Consider the following 18,980-nt stretch of genomic DNA (forward strand, 5'->3'; position numbering starts at 1 on the left):
TTAGGAATAATTTTAGTTGCCCACCCTCTTCATCCGTTCTATCAGTTCCTCACCCAGCGCGCTCTTCACCTCGATGTGCTTCAACACGGCGGTGACAAACGGATTGCTCTCGAAGTCGCCGCGCACCTGCTCGAAATCCATTTCCTTCTCCAGTCGTGAGCCGTCGGCACCGAAACCCGTCATGGAAGCCAGAGAGAATTCCTTCTTGGCGTCTTCATAGACCATACGGTCAAGACCGATAACTGCATCTTTCCACTTCTCCACAATACGGATGATATCGGCAGCAGTCACCTCTTCGGGCTTCACGCCATAATATTCTTCCAATTTCTCGTAAGCCCAAGTCCATTCATAAGTATAGTAATTGCGATGCATTCGTTCGAACTCCGCATTGATTTCCTTCAGTCTATTCACCGTTCCGTTTTCAATATTGGCTATCAACATATCCACCTCGCTCTTCGGTGCTATCAGCCCCGAAATGTCCACCCATTCGCCACTGCCGATGGACGTATCGGGACAAAGGCGGGTACGGATTTCGTCGTCGTTACGGAAATCGATGCCCTCGAGGCGCTTGATGACGGAGTTGCCCAAGAACTTGTGAATCGCGATTTCGTAGAACCTGATACCGTTCACCAACGACGAATTGCGTATCTTGGCGCTGTGGAAAGAGTAGATGTCGGACAGCTCGCCGCTGGCCTGACGCAAGTTGAGCAGTGTATCGCGTCCCTTGAACATCTTCTGCACGGTATAAGGGCTGAGCAGGTTGTAGTTGATGAAATCCAGTTTGTTAGGATCCTTGCGTCCATCGCGTTTGGGCCATTTCTGAGCGTCGCGTATAGTTCCCACGCTGCGCAAGTTGACACCCGGTACCAGATAGGTGGTGTTGTTCTGCTCTATCAGATAAGAGAACGGCAAATTCGACGTATCAGAATGGTTGACATGACGCCCCATAACGAGCGAAAAAGCTCCTACACGAGCCGGCCAAAGGATGTAGGAGTCGGATGTCGTTTTGGCACCACGTTCCAATGTACCCTGATGGATGGGGCCCAGCTTATACATGTGGTTGCTCTGATTGGAACCCGAACCGGCGTTCATGAACGAGAACATCCCCGCAATGAGCAGCGTACTCTTGTGGTGCGTCACGGTGAAGGGACCGGCAAAGATGGCACAAGCCTCGCCATTCTCACCCTGGCAATTACTGAAGAACAGGGAATCCGAAGCCGAATAATTATGCCCCAGCTTGCAGGCCTGCCCCACGAAGCAGCGCGTCAGCATGGCACCATCGTCCACATATGAACCGCTGGAAAGAATAAAATCATCGCAGATGACCCCGTCGCCCACTCGTACAGGTGCCGCCTCATTGCTGTTGATGCTACCGTTGGACAGACGGCAGGTACCCGAAATATAGGCATAGTCTCCAATACGGACGTTCTTCACCGATCCTGTATTCAGGATGGTTACATGACAACCGATGGTTCCTACCGACGAAGCATGTTTGCCGGCATAATAATCGGCAATCTCTTTCAGACGGGCAGTCAGTTCGGGCCGGTGGCGGTAGAGTGCCATGATATAGGCCAAGTGTGCCGACAGCTTGTCATTGATAACCACCTCACGACCACCCGTCTCATTCAATACAGACACCTCCACCCCATTACCGAACTTCGATACCCCATCCACCAACAGGATATCCACATTTTCGATAAACGTATCGTGCCCGATTTCGTAATTGGCAATATAGTTCTGGATATTCTCTATACAGCAATTATCGCCCACCGTCACGTTGTGCAACGTCACGTGCCGCAGGCCGGAATGCTTGCGGATACCTCCCGGCAGCGTAAACTCCGTCTGAAAAACGCCTAATTTAACTTCTCCTGAAAAACGCGCGTGGTGTATAAACTCCGTTGAAAAGTTTTCTGATACACGAATCTTCTCCCAGTCGTCTGACAGACATGACTGGTTCTTCAACCGAAGAATCTCATCCCCGGTCAGTTTTCTGTAATTTTCCATGTTACTATTGTTTAGTTCCTTGTATAAACGCATGAAACGCAGGCGGACAGGCCGACAAACAGCCATATCCACCCACGTTTCATAGAGATTCTTATCCTAAGCCCTCCGAAGAGGTTTTCTTATATATTACAGCTCCCCGCTCTCGTCGTACGTCTGATAAAGGAAATCGTTATACGGGTACTTCTGCACATGCAGTTCCTTCACACGCTGGTAAACCATTGTCTTCATTTCCTCGATGTTGATTTTCTCACGGGCCGAAATGAACATGCAGTTATCCTCCAGTTTCGCCATCCACGTCTTCATCAGCTCTTCCAGCGATAGGTTTTCCTTGGTGCGCGGAGTCAGGTCGTCTTCATCCTTCTTCACATACGTATAGGCATCTATTTTATTAAATACCAAAATCATAGGTTTACCTGCTGCTCCAATGTCGGCCAAAGTCTTGTTCACCACCTCAATCTGTTCCTCGAAGTCGGGATGCGAGATATCCACAATGTGCAACAACAGGTCGGCTTCACGCACCTCGTCCAGCGTCGACTTGAAAGAATCCACCAGATCAGTAGGCAATTTGCGGATGAACCCTACCGTATCGCTGAGCAGGAAAGGCAGGTTGTCGATAATCACCTTACGCACCGTTGTGTCGAGCGTGGCAAACAACTTGTTCTCAGCAAACACCTCACTCTTGGCCAACAGATTCATCAGCGTAGACTTACCCACGTTAGTATATCCAACCAAAGCCACGCGAATCAGACGACCGCGGTTCTTGCGCTGCGTAGCCTTCTGCTTGTCAATCTCGGCCAAACGTTCTTTCAGTAACGACATGCGGTTCAAGATGATACGTCGGTCCATTTCGAGCTGGGTTTCACCCGGACCACGAAGACCTACCGAACCCTTACCACCGCCAGCACCGGAACCACCACCCTGGCGTTCCAAGTGCGTCCAAAGTCGTTGCAGACGCGGTAACATATATTTGTATTGCGCCAGCTCCACCTGTGTCTTAGCATTAGCCGTCTGTGCACGCATAGCGAAGATGTCGAGGATAAGCGAAGTACGGTCCAGTATCTTCACTTTCAGTTCCGCTTCGATATTACGAATTTGTTTAGCAGAAAGCTCATCATCGAAGATAACCATACCTATTTCCCGTTCCGCTTCCTCTTCGTCCTTTATATATTGTTTGATTTCGTCCAGCTTCCCTTTTCCGACATACGTCACCGAGTTAGCCTGATCCAATTTCTGCGTAAATCGTTTCACTACTTCCGCCCCAGCTGTCTCAGCCAAGAAAGCCAGTTCGTCCAGATACTCATTCGTCTTCCGCTCATCCTGCGTTTTCGTAATAAGTCCCACCAGCACCGCAGTCTCTACCTGCGCTTCGGAAATTACAAATTCTTTCATTGCCATTGTATGTACTTTCTATAGCTTATTATTATATCGGCAGCAAAGATACAACAAAGAAACGAAAGTGAGTGCGAAACGGGGAAAGAATGTTGTCTGTTAGCGATTTAACAGTGTTTGCCAAGATGTTGCAGTGCCATTAAATGCCAATGAAAAGCCAAGAAATGACAAAGTTTCGTTACTATACCGTTACTTTAATTCTTGACTTCAATAGGTTTATTCGATTGCCTTAACAGATTGAAAAACAATATCTGTATGACGATTTAGGATGCAAATATAGGGAAATTTCTCATATCTTCGTTTCGGTTTCGCTTCGGCTGATTCTTTTGCACCGATACGCTGTGTTCTGCTTACCGTCACTCAACTCTACCATAAATAATTTTGCAAACAAAAAAAGTAGAGTTATGAGCAGAAGCACTTTCAGAGTATTATTCTATCTCAAACGCAATGCCCCGAAGAAGAACGGGCTTGTACCTGTGATGTGCCGTATAACCGTAAACGGCAAGATTTCCCAATTCAGTTGCAAATTGGATGTAGAGGAAAAGTTATGGAATGTCAGTCTCGGCAGAATGTCGGGAAGAAGCATTGTTGCACAAGAAGCCAACCGAATGTTGGATAAAATCCGAATAGGCATTAACAAAGCCTATCAGGATGTTACTGATAAGGATGGTTATGTGTCTGCCGAGAAAGTCAGAAACGCATTTCTGGGTATGGGACAAAACCATAAAACCCTGCTTGCCGTATTCCGACGGCATAATGAGGATTATGCCAAACAAGTGGGCAAGATGAAAAGCCAACGCAGTTATTGGAAATATTGCACCGTTTACAACCATTTGGAAGAATTCATTAAACATCGCTACAAGGTTAGTGATATTGCTTTGCGTGAGCTGTCCCCTGCATTCATCACAGGCTTCGAGTTGTTCCTCCGTACCGAGAAGAATCATTGCACCAATACCGTATGGTCGTATATGATGCCGTTCCGCAGTATCATATATACAGCCATCAATAACGGTTGGTTGCTACGTGACCCGTTTTATGCCTATCGCATCACCAAAGAGGAAACCAAAAGAGGATTCTTAACCAAAGAAGAAATCACGATGCTAATCAATGGCACTTTCAAGAAGAAAAGTTACGAGCTGATTAGAGACCTCTTTATTTTCTGTTGTTTCAGTGGATTGAGTTGGAGGGATATGTATAATCTCACAACCGACCATTTGCAGACATCATTCGATGGGCACTTATGGATTAAGACCAATAGACAAAAGACGGGAACTGAAACAAATATCCGATTGCTCGATACCGCCAAACATATCATCGAGAAGTACAGCGGAATGGCAGAGGGTAATAAACTATTGCCCGTACCCTGCTATGCCAATTGCCGACATGGAATTAAAGCGGTAGCCAAATTATGTGGAATCAACAAGAACGTCTGCTGGCATCAAAGCAGACACAGCTATGCAACGACTATTTGTTTATCCAACGGAGTACCCATTGAAACCCTATCCAAATTGATGGGACATACAAGCATACGCAGTACTCAAATCTATGCAAAGATTACAGCCGAGAAGGTAAGCAACGACATCGAGAACCTATCCAAGCAAATAGAATCGATGGAGAATTTCATTTGCAATGCCATTTAACAACAATTCAAAACATAACTACAATGAAAACAGAAAGAAATATCATAACAATAGATGAATACGGACAAATCCATTTCCCGAGCACAACGAGCAATGACATTTGGATGAGCACAAATGAATTGATTGAGTTGTTCGGTATCACATATTCGACTTTAAGAAGCAATATCAAAGCCGTATACAAAAGCGGAATCCTTGATGAATGCGAGGTGCAAAGGTGTATCAAATTATACAATGGAATAAGCATAGATGTTTATGCACTCCCAATGATTGTTGCCTTATCCTTTCGGTTGAATACATTGGGAGCATACAAGGTAAGAGAATATGTAATAACCAACCTCATAACCAAGCCGAGAAACGGCATTCTTTTTTTTGAATGTGCGTACGCACGAATGTATGAATGAAAGCAAGTATGGCTTAAATTGAGAATTTCATTCATAGGCACTTTTTTGTCAATTCCCATCATACGTCCATTCCTCTATGGGCACAAAGGTATGTGCGAACATTATCTGAAATCAGCAAGTTCAAGCGGCAAGCCGTTTCCGGAACAATCTTCCTCTCATACTTCGAGAGTATTGATCCGAAAAAACTGGCATCTTTCAAGGTCGCACACATAAAGTACCCATAGAGAAGATGACCGACCGATGGGAAACAGGAAATTCATACGGATAGTAGAGCATTGACAGCTTTACTGTCCGTTTCTTTTTTATGAGGAAGAATCCCTCCCTCAAAGAAATAAGAAGCAGTAATTCTGTATTTGCCATAGACCGGTCGGCATGCTGACCTGCCGGCTATACGGCAGGCACACATGCAAGCTATACAGCTTTCTCGCCCACAAGCTTGACAAACCGCCATATTGCTTGCCTATGCTATGGTAGCCACCAATTACAAACCACGAATAAGAACTTTGGACTTGTGTTCTTCTGAACACAGCAAGGTATGTTTTCAGCCGCTCGAAATGAATGGAGCCGCTTCAAACTAGATGTTCGCCGGAACATGGCAAGGTATGTTTTGAGTAACTCAAAACCTTTCGGGTTACTCCCGAAAACCTTGCTGAAATCCGCGAACTTCTCCCTCCGAAGTCGGGATAATTGAACATCTTACGATAAAATAACAATGCTTTTTTATGTTTGTCGGCACAGCAGCCCCTCAATTTAAAATTAAATGAGTACTTTTGTACCTTGGATGTGGTATATACCGCTTTCAAAACAAGAAAGATAATGGACCGCCTGACAAAAGAACAACGATATAAGAATATGTCGGCAAACAAAGGGAAAGGCACCAAGCTTGAACTTTTGTTTGGAAAATTGTTGTGGAATGCCGGTGTCAGATATTGCAAGAATGATAAAACGGTCTTTGGAAAACCGGACTTTGTTATTCGCAAAATGAAAATTGCGATATTTTGCGATGGAGAGTTTTGGCATGGCAGAAATTGGGAAGAACGAAAAAACGACCATAAAAGCAATTGTGATTTTTGGCATTCCAAGATTGAGCGGAACATCAGGAGAGACAAAGAGGTTAATGAGCAATTGAAAGCACAAGGTTGGACTGTCTTTCGGTTTTGGGAAACGGAAATAACCAAGGAATCCGATAAATGCTTAAATAGAATTTTGAACTATATGAACGCTAAAACAAAAGCAACCGATAAAATCGCCATTACACAAATGTGCGGCGGCAGCAAAGTATCGATGCAGATGTATGGTCCCCATTCATTGAATGAGGATGGAACGATTATACCGTTTGAAGAGCAAATGGCGATAGTATCTCATTATCTCCATAATCAAGGATATAAATCCGCCAAGCCATATGAGAACAAAGCCGAAGGATTGATAGAGGATATATACAATGTTCATCAAAAGACCGTTGGAACCAATTGCGTGTCGGATGTAAGTGTTCAATATTCATTGTTCTCCGATTTATTCTCTGTTCCGTTTTTGCCAACAGACAAGCCTAAATTTACATTTATAGATTTGTTTGCCGGCATTGGCGGTTTCAGAATGGCAATGCAGAATCTTGGAGGCAAATGCGTGTTTTCTTCCGAATGGGATGCACAAGCCCAAAAGACATATCTTTTGAATTATGGCGAGGTCCCATTCGGCGATATCACCAAAGAAACAACAAAGGCATTCATCCCGGACGATTTTGATATTTTGTGTGCCGGATTCCCCTGCCAAGCCTTTTCTTTGGCAGGTAAAAGATTGGGATTTGAAGAAACGCGAGGTACGTTGTTCTTTGATGTGGCTGAAATCATCCGTCGCAAGCGTCCCAAAGCATTCTTCTTGGAAAATGTCAAAGGATTACTCATTCACGATAAAGGAAAGACCATTCAGACCATATTAAAAGTTCTAAGGGAAGACTTGGATTATTATGTACCGGACCCTCAGATAGTGAATGCAATGAATTTCGGCGTACCGCAACATCGGGAAAGAGTTTATATAGTTGGTTTCAGAAAAGACCAGAATGTAAACGAATTCACATATCCGTCACCGACAGATAAGACCAAGACTTTTGCCGATATTAAGGAAGAGCATACCGTTTCTGCCAAATACTATCTATCCACTCAATATGTAAAAACCCTTGTGGCACATAAGGAGAGACACGCAGCCAAAGGCAACGGTTTCGGTTATGAAATCATTCCCGATGACGGAGTGGCAAATGCCATAGTCGTTGGAGGCATGGGAAGGGAACGTAATCTTGTTATTGATACCCGGCTTGAAGATTTCACACCTGTTACCAATATTAAGGGAGAAATAAATCGAGACGGACTTCGCAGAATGACTCCGAGAGAATGGGCTCGTTTGCAAGGTTTTCCGGATAATTTTATAATCGGGGTTGCTGATGCATCTGCATATAAACAGTTCGGTAATTCCGTTGCAGTTCCTGCAATTCAAGCAACAGCAAAGGAAATCATTAAAAGAATAAACCTATCAAAATCTATTCAATATGGCACTGACAGGAAATAAAGGAGAATGGAGTGAAATATACACATTGCTCAAATTATTGGGAGAAGGGAAAGTATATGCAGGTGACCAAAATCTGAATAAGATTCAAGACTTGTTCTACCCAATCATTATGATTCTTCGTCAAGAGAAAGACGGTAACTATAATTACAGACTGCAAGACAAAGACGTAGTAATTCAGACACCGGCAGGTGAGGAATTGTTGCGTATTCCTGCGTCGGTATTCCTTGTCGAAGCAGAGAATCTGTTGAAAGCCATAAATGAAAATGACGGAGCTTTCGGAGTACCTCAAATAGAAGTATTCATGAACAGTATTTATTGCCATTCGTTGAAGGCAAAATCTTCCGATAAGACAGATATTCGAATCATATTGCATGACCGCAGAACAAAAATCAACTCCGAAATGGGATTCAGTATTAAGTCTCAATTAGGAGGTGATTCGACATTGTTAAATGCAAGTAAAGCCACCAATTTTAACTTTAAGGTAACTGGAGCTAATTTGTCAGATGATGAAATAACAGCAATCAATTCCATCAATCCCAAACGTAATAAAGTTATTGAAAGAGTGAATGCCATAAAGAAGAAAGGAGCATTATTGGTATTCGACAAAGTGGACAATTCTACATTCCGAAACAACCTTGTTATGCTTGATGGCGATTTGCCCGCTATTATTGCAAACTTATTATTGGAGCAGTTGAATACCGGTGTTTCGACATTGAAAGAATTGGCGGAAAAGATTACAGAAACCAATCCTTTGAAATACGACGTGGAGCAGGCTTCTCCGTTCTATGCATACAAAATCAAACATCTATTAACTTCGGCAGCATTAGGTATGATGCCGGCTACAGCATGGAGTGGCAAGTTTGACGCCAATGGTGGCTATTTGGTAGTGAAAAAAGATGGTGAGATACTTTGCTACCATTTCTACGACCGCAACAGATTTGAAGATTATTTGTTCTCAAATGCCTATTTGGAGCGTTCAAGTACAACTCGTCATGAGTATGCTACTATTGTAAAGGAGATAGATGGGACATTGTCGTTTAAGTTGAACTTTCAAGTCAGGTTAAAATAATAGGTTATGGGAGAACAACTAAATATTTTACCCAATATAGAAGTCGTAGACCTGTTTTGTGGAATAGGAGGGCTTAGTTATGGTATGAAGTGTAAGGGGTTTAAAATTAAGGCCGGTTACGACCTTGATGGCTCATGCAAATATGCATACGAAGCAAATACAGAAGCTACATTCAATTACAGGGATATTAAAACGGTAAGTTCAGGTGATATAAATGCTAATTTCAGTAATAATAGTATTCGTGTTTTAGCCGGTTGTGCACCATGCCAGCCATTTTCTTCTTATGCTTTTAAGAACAAGAAGAAGGATCCAGACAAATATGATTTATTGTATGAATTTGGTAGATTGGTTAGAGAAGTTCTTCCAGATATTGTTACAATGGAAAATGTCACTCAAATATTATCTTTCAAAGAAAAGCCTGTTTTGCAAGATTTTATAGATTGTTTAAGTGATTGTGGATATTATGTGGAAGTAAATAAAGTCTTTTGTCCTAATTATGGAATACCTCAAAATCGAAAACGTTTAGTGCTATTAGCATCCAGACTTGGAGAAATCAAACTAATATCCCCAACACACAATAAAGAAAATTATGTTACTGTTAGGGATACTATAGGAGATTTACCTGCAATTGCTTCGGGCGAATGTGACAAAAATGATCCTCTGCACAGAGCTAAAGATTTAACCCCATTGAATTTACAGCGAATACAACATACACCATATGGCGGAAGTTGGAGAGATTGGCCAGAGCACCTTGTGTTGAGATGCCATAAGACAACTGGAGGAAAGTCTTTTGGTAGTGTTTATGGAAGAATGATTTGGGATGCCCCATCCCCGACGATGACAACTCAATGTACAGGATTGGGAAATGGGCGTTTTGGGCATCCTATACAGAATCGAGCTATATCAATAAGGGAAGCAGCGTTATTGCAAACTTTCCCAAGGTCGTATAAATTTTTCCCAAATGAAGAAAGTGTTGCAATAACAAAAGCTTCGCGCTATATTGGCAATGCTGTTCCTCCAAAATTAGGAGAAGTGATAGCAGAAAGCATTTCTAATCATTTATTATGTTTTAAACACCTATGACTATGGCAAAAGAATATAATATAAACGTTGACCCAAGAATTCTGGAATTATTAGGTCCTAATTTGTATACCAACATCTACTATGTTTTAGCAGAACTTATAGCCAATGCTTATGATGCAGATGCAAAAAATGTTTATATCATCTCCAACAAGGATGACATCCGCATTGAAGATGACGGACATGGTATGTCATATGACAATGGAGATATAAAGAAGTTCTTAAATGTAGCAGGTGTATCAAGAACGAATGAGAATGAATCTTTTTCGCGTTCTGGAGAACGCAGAAAGATGGGACGCAAAGGCGTGGGTAAGTTGGCTGCACTTTCTGTTTCAGAGTCTGTTGATATAATGACTATTTGTAATGGAGAAAAATCAGGTTTTGTTTTAGCTCGTCGCCCAAATGATGGCAATAAACTGACACCAATAGAAGATGAAAATATAAGTTTTTGCTACATACAAAATAGCGGTACTGCTATTGTTATGCGTAATCCACAATATCGTTTACATAAATCTTTAGATGCAATAAAAAGAAATCTTTTGAAAATATTCCCTTTGGTTGATGACAATTTTAAAATTCATATTATACGTGGTAAAGAGGAAGAAATTGTAGAAAAATTCGATGAAAATGTAGCAAAGGAATTATGTTCGTTAATTATATTGGGAGAACAGCACGCTGACTTATTGAATTATGTTCCAGACTATTTCCCGAAACATCGTAGTGACTTAGTTGAAAAACGGGATGAGTATAGTGTACCTCTTACCATAAAAGACAACAACGGTAATGAGCATGAATATAATTTACAGATTGAAGGTTGGATTGGTGCATATAAAACAACACGCGGCAGAAAGTCTGAAGTGACAGATTTTCCAGACAATTTCATTTCGCTTTATGCAAATAAAAAAATGGGAGAGTTTAATATTCTACCAATTGTAGGACAAAATAAACTGAATGAGGTTTATATTGTAGGACAATTATATGTTGATTTATTTGAATTGTCAGAACTCCCTGATATGGCTTTAAGCAACAGGCAAGGATATAAATCTGATGATATACGTTATGAGACTGTAATAAAATATGTTAGAGAAATTCTACTTCCTGATATATTAAAGAAGAGAGTATTGTACACAGACCTAACGAAGGCTGCCAAAAAAACTCAAAAGATAGAAGAACAAAAGGATAATGAAGCAAAACTTCGTAAAATGGTGGATACGTTTAAAGACAAAGCCTCTGAAAGTGTTGCTTTAGCTATTGAACGATATAATTCAACAGATTCTCCGTACCAGTCAGAATTAAAGGGAATTATTTCAAATGCTATTAATGATAATATACCTGAACTCGGACTTAAAACTGTTGTTGATTCACAAAAGAAGAAGATTTTGATTAGTCACACATACAAGGATAAAGACCTTGCAGATGTAGTTTATAACATGTTGTTATTTAACAATGTTCCGTCTGAAGATGTCTTATATACAAGCTGTGATGATGAAGTTTGTAGAATTCCTGAAGGAGTATCCATATATGATTACTTGCGAGACTTTTTTGTAGAAAGTTATTCAAAACAAAAGTTGTTTGTGTTATTTATAACAAGCGATAACACTCCGAAAGCGTGGGGAGCTATGACAGAAATTGGAGCTTCATGGATAACTCAAATTGATAATAAAATATTTAATATTCCACCATTTAAACCTCAACATCCATTAAATGATGAAGCTTTATGGCATAGCACAAATAGAAACGAGGAAAATGTGTTATCTATGAATCCTCTTAATGCGGACATTTTTTGCCAAAAAGTAGAACATATTTGTGACGAACTTGGCTATAAAAAACGAATAAGGAAGGATAATAAAGATTATTTAAAGACTTTAGTTAAAGTGGAGAATTAGTAAAAGTAGCCAAACTCTTTGCACAATCAAGGAATTTGGCTACTTTTGCATCAGAGTTGTTTGATAAAGCATAACACAGAAATTTGGTGCCATCTCAAAGTCGCCAAATCGTTACCAACAACTTTCTATCATAGCATTCGCTATTTGTGTATCAATCAGATACGGGATAATTGATTATTCAATGCAAAGATAAGGATTTATCAGCAATGGCTAACAGAATCGATCATCTAATTAACACAATAGTACCTTCTAAATCTGATACCCAACCGCACATAAAAAAACTTACTCAGGAATACGTAAAATCGCAGACCTGAGTAAGTATTACACAAAATCAATATTGGGACTTATCAATATTACATCCCTTCAAGAACCAATTATTCTCCAAGCCAGGTTTGATATAATCCACTTGGATCAGGATTCTCATAGCCACGTAATGCTTCGTTATTATTCTCTTCGGTAATAACGATACAGAAGTTCATCCAAGCTGGTCTTCCATCTGTATTGAGACGCGCAGCATCACTCCAATTCGTTCCGGTATATCCACGTGTAACAGACATATCCAAACGCTTGATATCAAAGAAGGTCGTTCCTTCACCCCACAATTCAATACGCTTTTGCAATACAATTTCATCAATAACATCGGTATTCTCGCACACATAAGACGGATCACGATAATTCTTCATGAATGTCTCCAAAAGTGCTTTACCTTCGGCCGCATTGTCATGTGCGGCTGCCTCAGCCTCGATAAAATACATTTCTTCCACACGCATCAGCGGATAAGCAGAGGCAGAGCCCACAGTATAGTCGCTCATATTGCCGCTTCCCGGACGGAATTTTACACCTGTATATTCAGGTAAGTAGTTGTCTATAGTGGGATCAATATATGGTGTTTGGCCAACAAGAGCACTTCCTTTGGGTGCCTTCCACACCTTTTTACGGAAATCCGTATCCTTAATTTTAGCATATAAGCTGGCATCTATTTTACTCATGATTCCACCACCATTGGCCCATGCATAACCATACAGAGCTTCAGGCGACATAAAAGAGGCCCAATTCAGAATACCAGTTTGAACTACCGCATCTTCAGCCTGCATTTGTGAGCCCCACATCCAACAGGAAATATCATTGAATCCGCTCGTTGTACTCAACCATTGCTCTTCTGTCATCGGAGAAGTTGCTGTTGCCTCAATAGCTTTGCGTGCATAAGTTTTAGCATTTGCATATTCTCCCAGCCACATATAATAACGGGCTTTCAATCCATAGACAACATCAAGATGTGGCAGAGTTTTGGTAGCAATGTTCAGATTAGGAATATATTCTTCAGCCTTATTCAAATCACTCAATATGAACTCGGCCATTTCCTCACGCGTAACACGGGGATTGTTACGGGCTTCTTCCTCTGTCGTAGCTTCAGTAACAATAGGCACGGTCAGATTCAAAACATTATTTCCACTTTTGTTAGTGGCCGAAGTTTTGTCGTTCTCAAGGAATTCAAAAGACTGAGCCATATCAAGGTACAACATGGCACGGAAAGCATAGCCGGCCCCCAGATATCCCAACTGAACTTCTGAAGCACTTTCCGGCTTTACAGCACCAATCATGTTATTGGCTGTTTGTACAAATTGCCAATAATAATTCCATATAAATTGACTGGCTGAACTATTGGGGCCTATACCGGTATTGGTAAACCAGAACTGATACCAAATCTGATATGCGCTGGCATTTATAGCCAGGTCACCGGTCATGACGTCACGTATATGGATTAACGAACCATATCCCCATTCCCAGTCATTTCCTACAACATTTTCAAATTCGTTGGCAAAAGCAGGCATGGCCCATAACAAAGCTTCTATCGCTTTGGCAGAAGACCCTAATTGGTCAGTAGTAGCTACATTGGTGGGCATTGTTTCATCAATACAGCTGCCCAATGCTAAAGAAGCAGAACAGCAAATGCCCAATAGTATTTTTGATATATTCTTCATATGTTACAATTTTAATCTGTTAGAAAGTTAATGTGATGCCACCGGAAATCGTGCGCATAGGAGCGTAGTATGATGCAGTGGTTGAGCCTGAGATACTCTGTCTAGGATCCATACCCTTACGCTTTGACCATAGATAAACATTATCAGCAGCCATGTAGATACGTAATTTTTCAACTCCAAATGTGCGGCAAATATTGGCCGGCAGCGTATAACCAGCATTGATGTTTTGCAAGCTTAAATAAGATGCACTAGTAAGGAATCGGTCTGAAGCTTCAGCCGAATATTCGTCTCCATATTGGAAACGAGGAATATTACTGGATTTGTTTTCGGCTGTCCACGCATCAAACATATCTTTGTGTATAGCCTTTCCTTTATTTTGTGCCGTAGGAGAGGACATCATCATAGCATAATCGCTATCATAAACCTGTCCTCCAATTTGATATGCAAAATCTACAGAAAAGTCAAAGCCCTTATAACTTAATGACGTATTAAAACCACCGTAAACATCCGGCAATGCTGTACCACACAAATAGAAATCAGCCTCTGAAGGATTGGTAACGGTTTCTTGTCCCACGACATTACCGTTTTCATCTTTTACATTTCGATAATACAGAGCTTCACCTTCTTCGTTAACACCGGCATATTTATAAGTATAGAATGTATAAAGCGATTCTCCTTCACCAAAATATTTATTACCGCTACTGTATCCTTTTACTCCATCAACCTCCATCGTTTTGCGTTCTTCGGGCAGATACGTAATTTTATTCCGGTAGTGAGTCAGATTGAGGCCCAAGTCCCATTGGAAGTCTCTCGTTTTGATAACAGTACCCTTGAATTCAGCCTCAAGTCCCAAGTTGCGCATATCACCCACATTGGCATAATATGAAGTATAACCAAATGAAGGAGGCAGCGGGAATGAGAACAACATATCTGTAGTCTTACGGTTAAAGAATTCAATGGTACCGGTCAAGCGTCTTTTGAAAAGTTCAAAATCAAAACCAACATTGAAATTGGCATTGGTTTCCCATGTGATATCCTTATTTCCTAAAGTATTTGGAACAGCGGCAGGATTTCCAGATGAGTTTACAATATTGTAAGTATTGACGTAACGATAATTACCGATCTTGTCATTTCCTTGTGAACCATAAGAAACCTTAAATTTCAACATATCAACCCAATCTATATCAAACCAATCTTCATGGGTGATATTCCAAGCTGCACTCGCAGACCAGAAATTACCCCAACGGTTATCCGGATGGAAACGGGAAGAGGCATCACGGCGATAAGACCCAGAAACGAAATATTTTTCTGCAAAATCATATTGGATACGACCAAAATAACCTTCTGTGTTATAGTCAGTAATATAGGAGTCTGAATTTCCGTTTGTAATGGCACCTGCCAACTCATTGTTAGTTGGGTCAAACATATTCGACTTATTGGCTAATACTGAATAATATTTTTGCCTATAAGACTCATGTCCCAACATCACATCCATATTGTGTTCTCCGAAACTTCTTTTCCAGTTCAGCAACTGTTGGAAGTTATAAGAAAAAGTACGTGTGTGATATTTATACAAGATACCGTTTGAATTGGCATATTGCCCATAATAAGGGTTGGTAACCAACGAAGTTCTGGTTTCATCGACATACGCACTGTTCGTTGACGTAAACTTAAAATCTTTCAAGAAACGTACTTCAAAGAAGCCTGTTGCATTAATTGAGTTACCCTCATCATTATTGGTGTTAAGTTGAGATTCTGCAATGGCATTTGAGCCAAAGAATACCGGGCGTCCCATACCAGCATTTTCCCCTTGACCAAAGTCATACCAAACGAAACCGTTGGAGTCATACATGATATTTCCGTTTCCATCACGCAGATACAACGGATAGATGGGAGCTACCTGAGTAGCGATGGCAAAAACGTTGCCCGCAGAACCGCTACTACCGTCTTCGTCCAATGAATTCGCATCAAAATGCGTGTAAGCCATGTTTGCACCGACCTTCAACCATTCTTTCACCTGATAATCTGCTTTCAAACGTCCAGTCAGACGTTCATAGTCAGAGTTGGCTGTAATACCGTCATTACTCAAATAGTTTACAGAAGTATAAAATGAAGATTTGTCATTACCCGCCGTTACGCTTACATTATATTCCTGACGGAGGCTGGTACGGTATGTCTCGTCTATCCAGTTGTCCGGTCTTACCAAAAACTGCTGTCCATTTACATCAACCAGATTCCCTAAGGTCGCATTAGGATTCAGTTTGCCATTCTCGCCAATGAGATTTTCTCCATTAGGAACACTATAAACGTTATATCCCAATCCATAGTCATTGTATGCCGTCAGATTAGATGAAGCCCATTGATAAGCAGCAGCTGCATCCATACCTCTATATAAAGCATAACTATTCAATGCCCCATAATACATTTCATAATATTGTCCGGGATCCGTTATCATGTCGTAGTCACGGGTAGCACGTGAGTTAGCTCCCCATTTAGCATCAACCGTTACTTTTGCCTGTCCGGTACTTCCCTTCTTGGTTGTTATCATGATAACGCCATTGGCACCACGTGCGCCATACAATGCATTGGAAGCAGCATCTTTCAATACAGTCATAGACTCAATATCCTGCGATGAAAGGTTATTCAAATCACCATCGTAAGGCACACCATCCAAAATAACCAAAGGATCATTTTCCGCATTAATAGAACTTATACCACGGATGCGGATAGAAGGAGAATTAGAACCAGGCTGTCCAGAAGCATTGTTAAGTTGCACACCCGACACCTTTCCATTCAACGCATTCGCCACATTACTAGTTTGTATTTTACCGATCTCTTCAGAGGAAACTACACTTGCAGATCCTGTAAACGAAGAACGTTTTGCTGTTCCATAAGCAGTTACAACGACCTCATCCAAGAGCTCAGTATTCGCCTTCATCATCACTTTAAGATTAGGGCGAATTGTGACTTTTTGCTCCTGCATACCAATGTAGGAAACTACCAAAGTCTTCGCGGAACTTGGTACGTTCGCTATTTGGAACTTACCGTCCACATCAGTAATTGCACCGAGCTGAGTATTTTCAACTCGTACTGACGCTCCAATAACTGGCTGCCCGTCTTCTTCAGAAATCACAACACCTGTGACGGTCTGAGTTTGGGCAGTTACCAAGCCTATCCCCACAAAAAGGCAGGCCAATAACAGCATTAATTTTCTTTTCATAAATTCTCTCTTAAAGTTTAACTTTACATTAATTGTTTCTTTACTCTAACGAAGTGCAAATTTATTAAGAATTATGAAATGTGCAACTGTTTTAATAAGAAAAGCTTCAAAATCTGTCAAAATGCTATTTATTACTGTGAATATATGTTTAGCAGCATAGTTTTCAAGCATCGGACGTTCTATTTTTAGTCGATTTCCTTTCAATATGAAGTTCGATTTAAAAGCAAATATCTAAATAAACAGCGCTGTTTTATGTAAAATAGTTAAAAACGAGGGGCGATTTTATTGCAAAAAACAATATTGAAGAACATATTTCCTATAAATAGAAAGCAAAAATGGCAGGTTAGGCGACAAGCTAATTTCTATCTGAAGAAATAAAACAGGCTCAAATTACACTTATTTCCTACCTTTATTACCGGCCACAATGACAATCAACTGATAAAAGATAGAAAATGGATAAAATAGTTTACAACTTAGTCTACAACAGGAAAGGAAGCCTCAACAAGAAAGGAACTGCATTGGTTCAAATAGAGGCTTATCAAGGCAAAAGGAAGAAATATTTCTCTACCAAAGTCTACTTAAAACCCGAACAATGGGACAATAAAAAGCTGATCGTGAAAAATCATCCTAACAGTGAAGCGCTCAACTGGTGGTTGCATGAGTGTGTTGCCCATATCGAAAAGGTAGAGCTGGAACTTTGGCAACAAGGAAGACAGATTTCGTTGGAACTAATTAAAGAGGTACTTCGGAAAAAGGAAGACCTCCAGTCATTCATCGCTTTTTATCGGGACGAGGTTCAAAGATCTGCTCTGAAAGAAAGCTCTAGGAAGAATCATCTTACAACATTAAAACTGCTGGCTGCTTTCAGACCTGATATCCATTTCTCGGAACTGACCTTCGAATTCTTATGCTCATTTGAACACCATTTACGCCAGAAAGGTTATCATGTCAACACGATAGCAAAACACATGAAGCATTTGAAACGCTACATCAATGCCGCCATCAACACAGGTTATATGGACGAACGGCTCTATGCATTCAGAAAGTACAAGATAAAAACAGTAGAGCACAAACATACCCACCTGACACCCGAAGAGCTGGATCGGTTGGAACAACTAAGAAAGGTGAAAGGCTTGCAACGCTATCGAAAGACATTGGATGCATTTCTGTTTTGCTGCTATGCCGGACTGCGCTATTCCGACTTCATCCGCCTGAGGCCCGACAATTTGGTTCGTGTACGTGACGAAATCTGGTTGGCATACAAATCCGAGAAAACGGGTGTAGAGGTGCATTTGCCTCTATATTTGCTGTTCGAGGGCAAAGCACTGACCATTCTAAAGGAGCATCAGGATGATTTGGCCAACTTCTTCCAGCTAAAAGACAATTCGAACGTCAACAAGGTCCTAAGGAATATAGCCAGACAGGCAGGCCTTACAAAGAATATTTCATTCCACACAGCCCGACACACCAACGCTACCTTATTAATATATAGTGGTGTCAACATCACAACCGTACAAAAGCTACTGGGGCACAAGAGTGTAAAAACAACGCAAATCTATACCAGCATCATGGACCAGACCATCATTCATGATTTGGAGCAACATCGAGAACAACCCGTTTCGGCAAACGGAAAACGAAAGAGGCACTTTAGAGAGCCAAAGTAGATGTTTAGAAAGCTAAAGTAGGTGTTTACGATAGCCAAACAGGGCTTTGAAACGGATAATGTAAAGCTATGTTTTCCTTCAAAGAA

The 18,980-nt window shown here is 41.1% G+C and carries 11 protein-coding genes; 7 read left to right on the top strand and 4 right to left on the bottom strand.

The window, feature by feature from the left end:
* Window positions 1-12: 12 nt before the first annotated feature.
* On the bottom strand, window positions 13-2,004 hold the full coding sequence (locus BQ8005_RS11000) for a DUF4954 family protein (RefSeq protein ID WP_075319151.1): 1,992 nt from the start codon (window positions 2,002-2,004) through the stop codon (window positions 13-15).
* 126 nt (window positions 2,005-2,130) lie between these two features.
* A complete protein-coding gene (gene hflX, locus BQ8005_RS11005) occupies window positions 2,131-3,393 on the bottom strand; it encodes a GTPase HflX (protein WP_075318069.1) in 1,263 nt (420 codons plus the stop codon).
* A 404-nt stretch (window positions 3,394-3,797) separates the two neighbouring features.
* Here hflX and BQ8005_RS11010 point away from each other — a divergent pair, with 404 nt between their 5' ends.
* The 6 genes from BQ8005_RS11010 (at window position 3,798) to BQ8005_RS11040 (ending at window position 12,028) form a co-directional block, all read left to right on the top strand.
* Window positions 3,798-5,033, top strand: coding sequence for a site-specific integrase (locus BQ8005_RS11010; RefSeq protein ID WP_075318070.1), 1,236 nt, complete (start codon window positions 3,798-3,800; stop codon window positions 5,031-5,033).
* 23 nt (window positions 5,034-5,056) lie between these two features.
* Window positions 5,057-5,434 carry a virulence RhuM family protein gene (locus BQ8005_RS11015; RefSeq protein WP_075318071.1) on the top strand — a complete coding sequence of 126 codons (378 nt, stop codon included), beginning with the start codon at window positions 5,057-5,059 and terminating at the stop codon, window positions 5,432-5,434.
* An 816-nt stretch (window positions 5,435-6,250) separates the two neighbouring features.
* Entirely contained in the window at window positions 6,251-7,993 is a 1,743-nt protein-coding gene (gene vsr, locus BQ8005_RS17075; protein WP_159436242.1) for a DNA mismatch endonuclease Vsr, read from the top strand.
* A complete protein-coding gene (locus BQ8005_RS11030; RefSeq protein ID WP_075318072.1) occupies window positions 7,974-9,062 on the top strand; it encodes an HpaII family restriction endonuclease in 1,089 nt (362 codons plus the stop codon). The genes vsr and BQ8005_RS11030 overlap by 20 nt, the downstream gene beginning before the upstream one ends.
* Before the next feature lie 6 nt (window positions 9,063-9,068).
* The gene (locus BQ8005_RS11035; RefSeq protein WP_075318073.1) at window positions 9,069-10,145 is read left to right on the top strand and encodes a DNA cytosine methyltransferase; all 1,077 of its coding nucleotides are present in this window, start codon (window positions 9,069-9,071) and stop codon (window positions 10,143-10,145) included.
* A 2-nt stretch (window positions 10,146-10,147) separates the two neighbouring features.
* On the top strand, window positions 10,148-12,028 hold the full coding sequence (locus BQ8005_RS11040; RefSeq protein ID WP_111936107.1) for an ATP-binding protein: 1,881 nt from the start codon (window positions 10,148-10,150) through the stop codon (window positions 12,026-12,028).
* 374 nt (window positions 12,029-12,402) lie between these two features.
* Here the strand turns inward: BQ8005_RS11040 and BQ8005_RS11045 are convergent, their stop codons facing one another.
* Window positions 12,403-14,010, bottom strand: coding sequence for a RagB/SusD family nutrient uptake outer membrane protein (locus tag BQ8005_RS11045; protein WP_075318075.1), 1,608 nt, complete (start codon window positions 14,008-14,010; stop codon window positions 12,403-12,405).
* Between the two features lie 19 nt (window positions 14,011-14,029).
* Window positions 14,030-17,230, bottom strand: a complete 3,201-nt coding sequence (locus tag BQ8005_RS11050) for a SusC/RagA family TonB-linked outer membrane protein (protein ID WP_075318076.1) — start codon at window positions 17,228-17,230, stop codon at window positions 14,030-14,032.
* A 452-nt stretch (window positions 17,231-17,682) separates the two neighbouring features.
* Here BQ8005_RS11050 and BQ8005_RS11055 point away from each other — a divergent pair, with 452 nt between their 5' ends.
* On the top strand, window positions 17,683-18,894 hold the full coding sequence (locus BQ8005_RS11055; protein ID WP_075318077.1) for a site-specific integrase: 1,212 nt from the start codon (window positions 17,683-17,685) through the stop codon (window positions 18,892-18,894).
* Window positions 18,895-18,980: the final 86 nt, after the last annotated feature.

The sequence above is a fragment of the Bacteroides togonis genome (assembly GCF_900130135.1).
In the GTDB taxonomy this organism is placed as follows: Bacteria; Bacteroidota; Bacteroidia; order Bacteroidales; family Bacteroidaceae; genus Bacteroides; species Bacteroides pullorum.

What these genes read in the sequence shown, in the direction of transcription:
- BQ8005_RS11050 (WP_075318076.1), bottom strand. Translation starts at nt 17,230, where the DNA reads ATGAAAAGAAAATTAATGCTGTTATTGGCCTGCCTTTTTGTGGGGATA.
- BQ8005_RS11015 (WP_075318071.1), top strand. Translation starts at nt 5,057, where the DNA reads ATGAAAACAGAAAGAAATATCATAACAATAGATGAATACGGACAAATC.
- hflX (WP_075318069.1), bottom strand. Translation starts at nt 3,393, where the DNA reads ATGAAAGAATTTGTAATTTCCGAAGCGCAGGTAGAGACTGCGGTGCTG.
- BQ8005_RS11040 (WP_111936107.1), top strand. Translation starts at nt 10,148, where the DNA reads ATGGCAAAAGAATATAATATAAACGTTGACCCAAGAATTCTGGAATTA.
- BQ8005_RS11045 (WP_075318075.1), bottom strand. Translation starts at nt 14,010, where the DNA reads ATGAAGAATATATCAAAAATACTATTGGGCATTTGCTGTTCTGCTTCT.
- BQ8005_RS11030 (WP_075318072.1), top strand. Translation starts at nt 7,974, where the DNA reads ATGGCACTGACAGGAAATAAAGGAGAATGGAGTGAAATATACACATTG.
- vsr (WP_159436242.1), top strand. Translation starts at nt 6,251, where the DNA reads ATGGACCGCCTGACAAAAGAACAACGATATAAGAATATGTCGGCAAAC.
- BQ8005_RS11000 (WP_075319151.1), bottom strand. Translation starts at nt 2,004, where the DNA reads ATGGAAAATTACAGAAAACTGACCGGGGATGAGATTCTTCGGTTGAAG.
- BQ8005_RS11010 (WP_075318070.1), top strand. Translation starts at nt 3,798, where the DNA reads ATGAGCAGAAGCACTTTCAGAGTATTATTCTATCTCAAACGCAATGCC.
- BQ8005_RS11035 (WP_075318073.1), top strand. Translation starts at nt 9,069, where the DNA reads ATGGGAGAACAACTAAATATTTTACCCAATATAGAAGTCGTAGACCTG.
- BQ8005_RS11055 (WP_075318077.1), top strand. Translation starts at nt 17,683, where the DNA reads ATGGATAAAATAGTTTACAACTTAGTCTACAACAGGAAAGGAAGCCTC.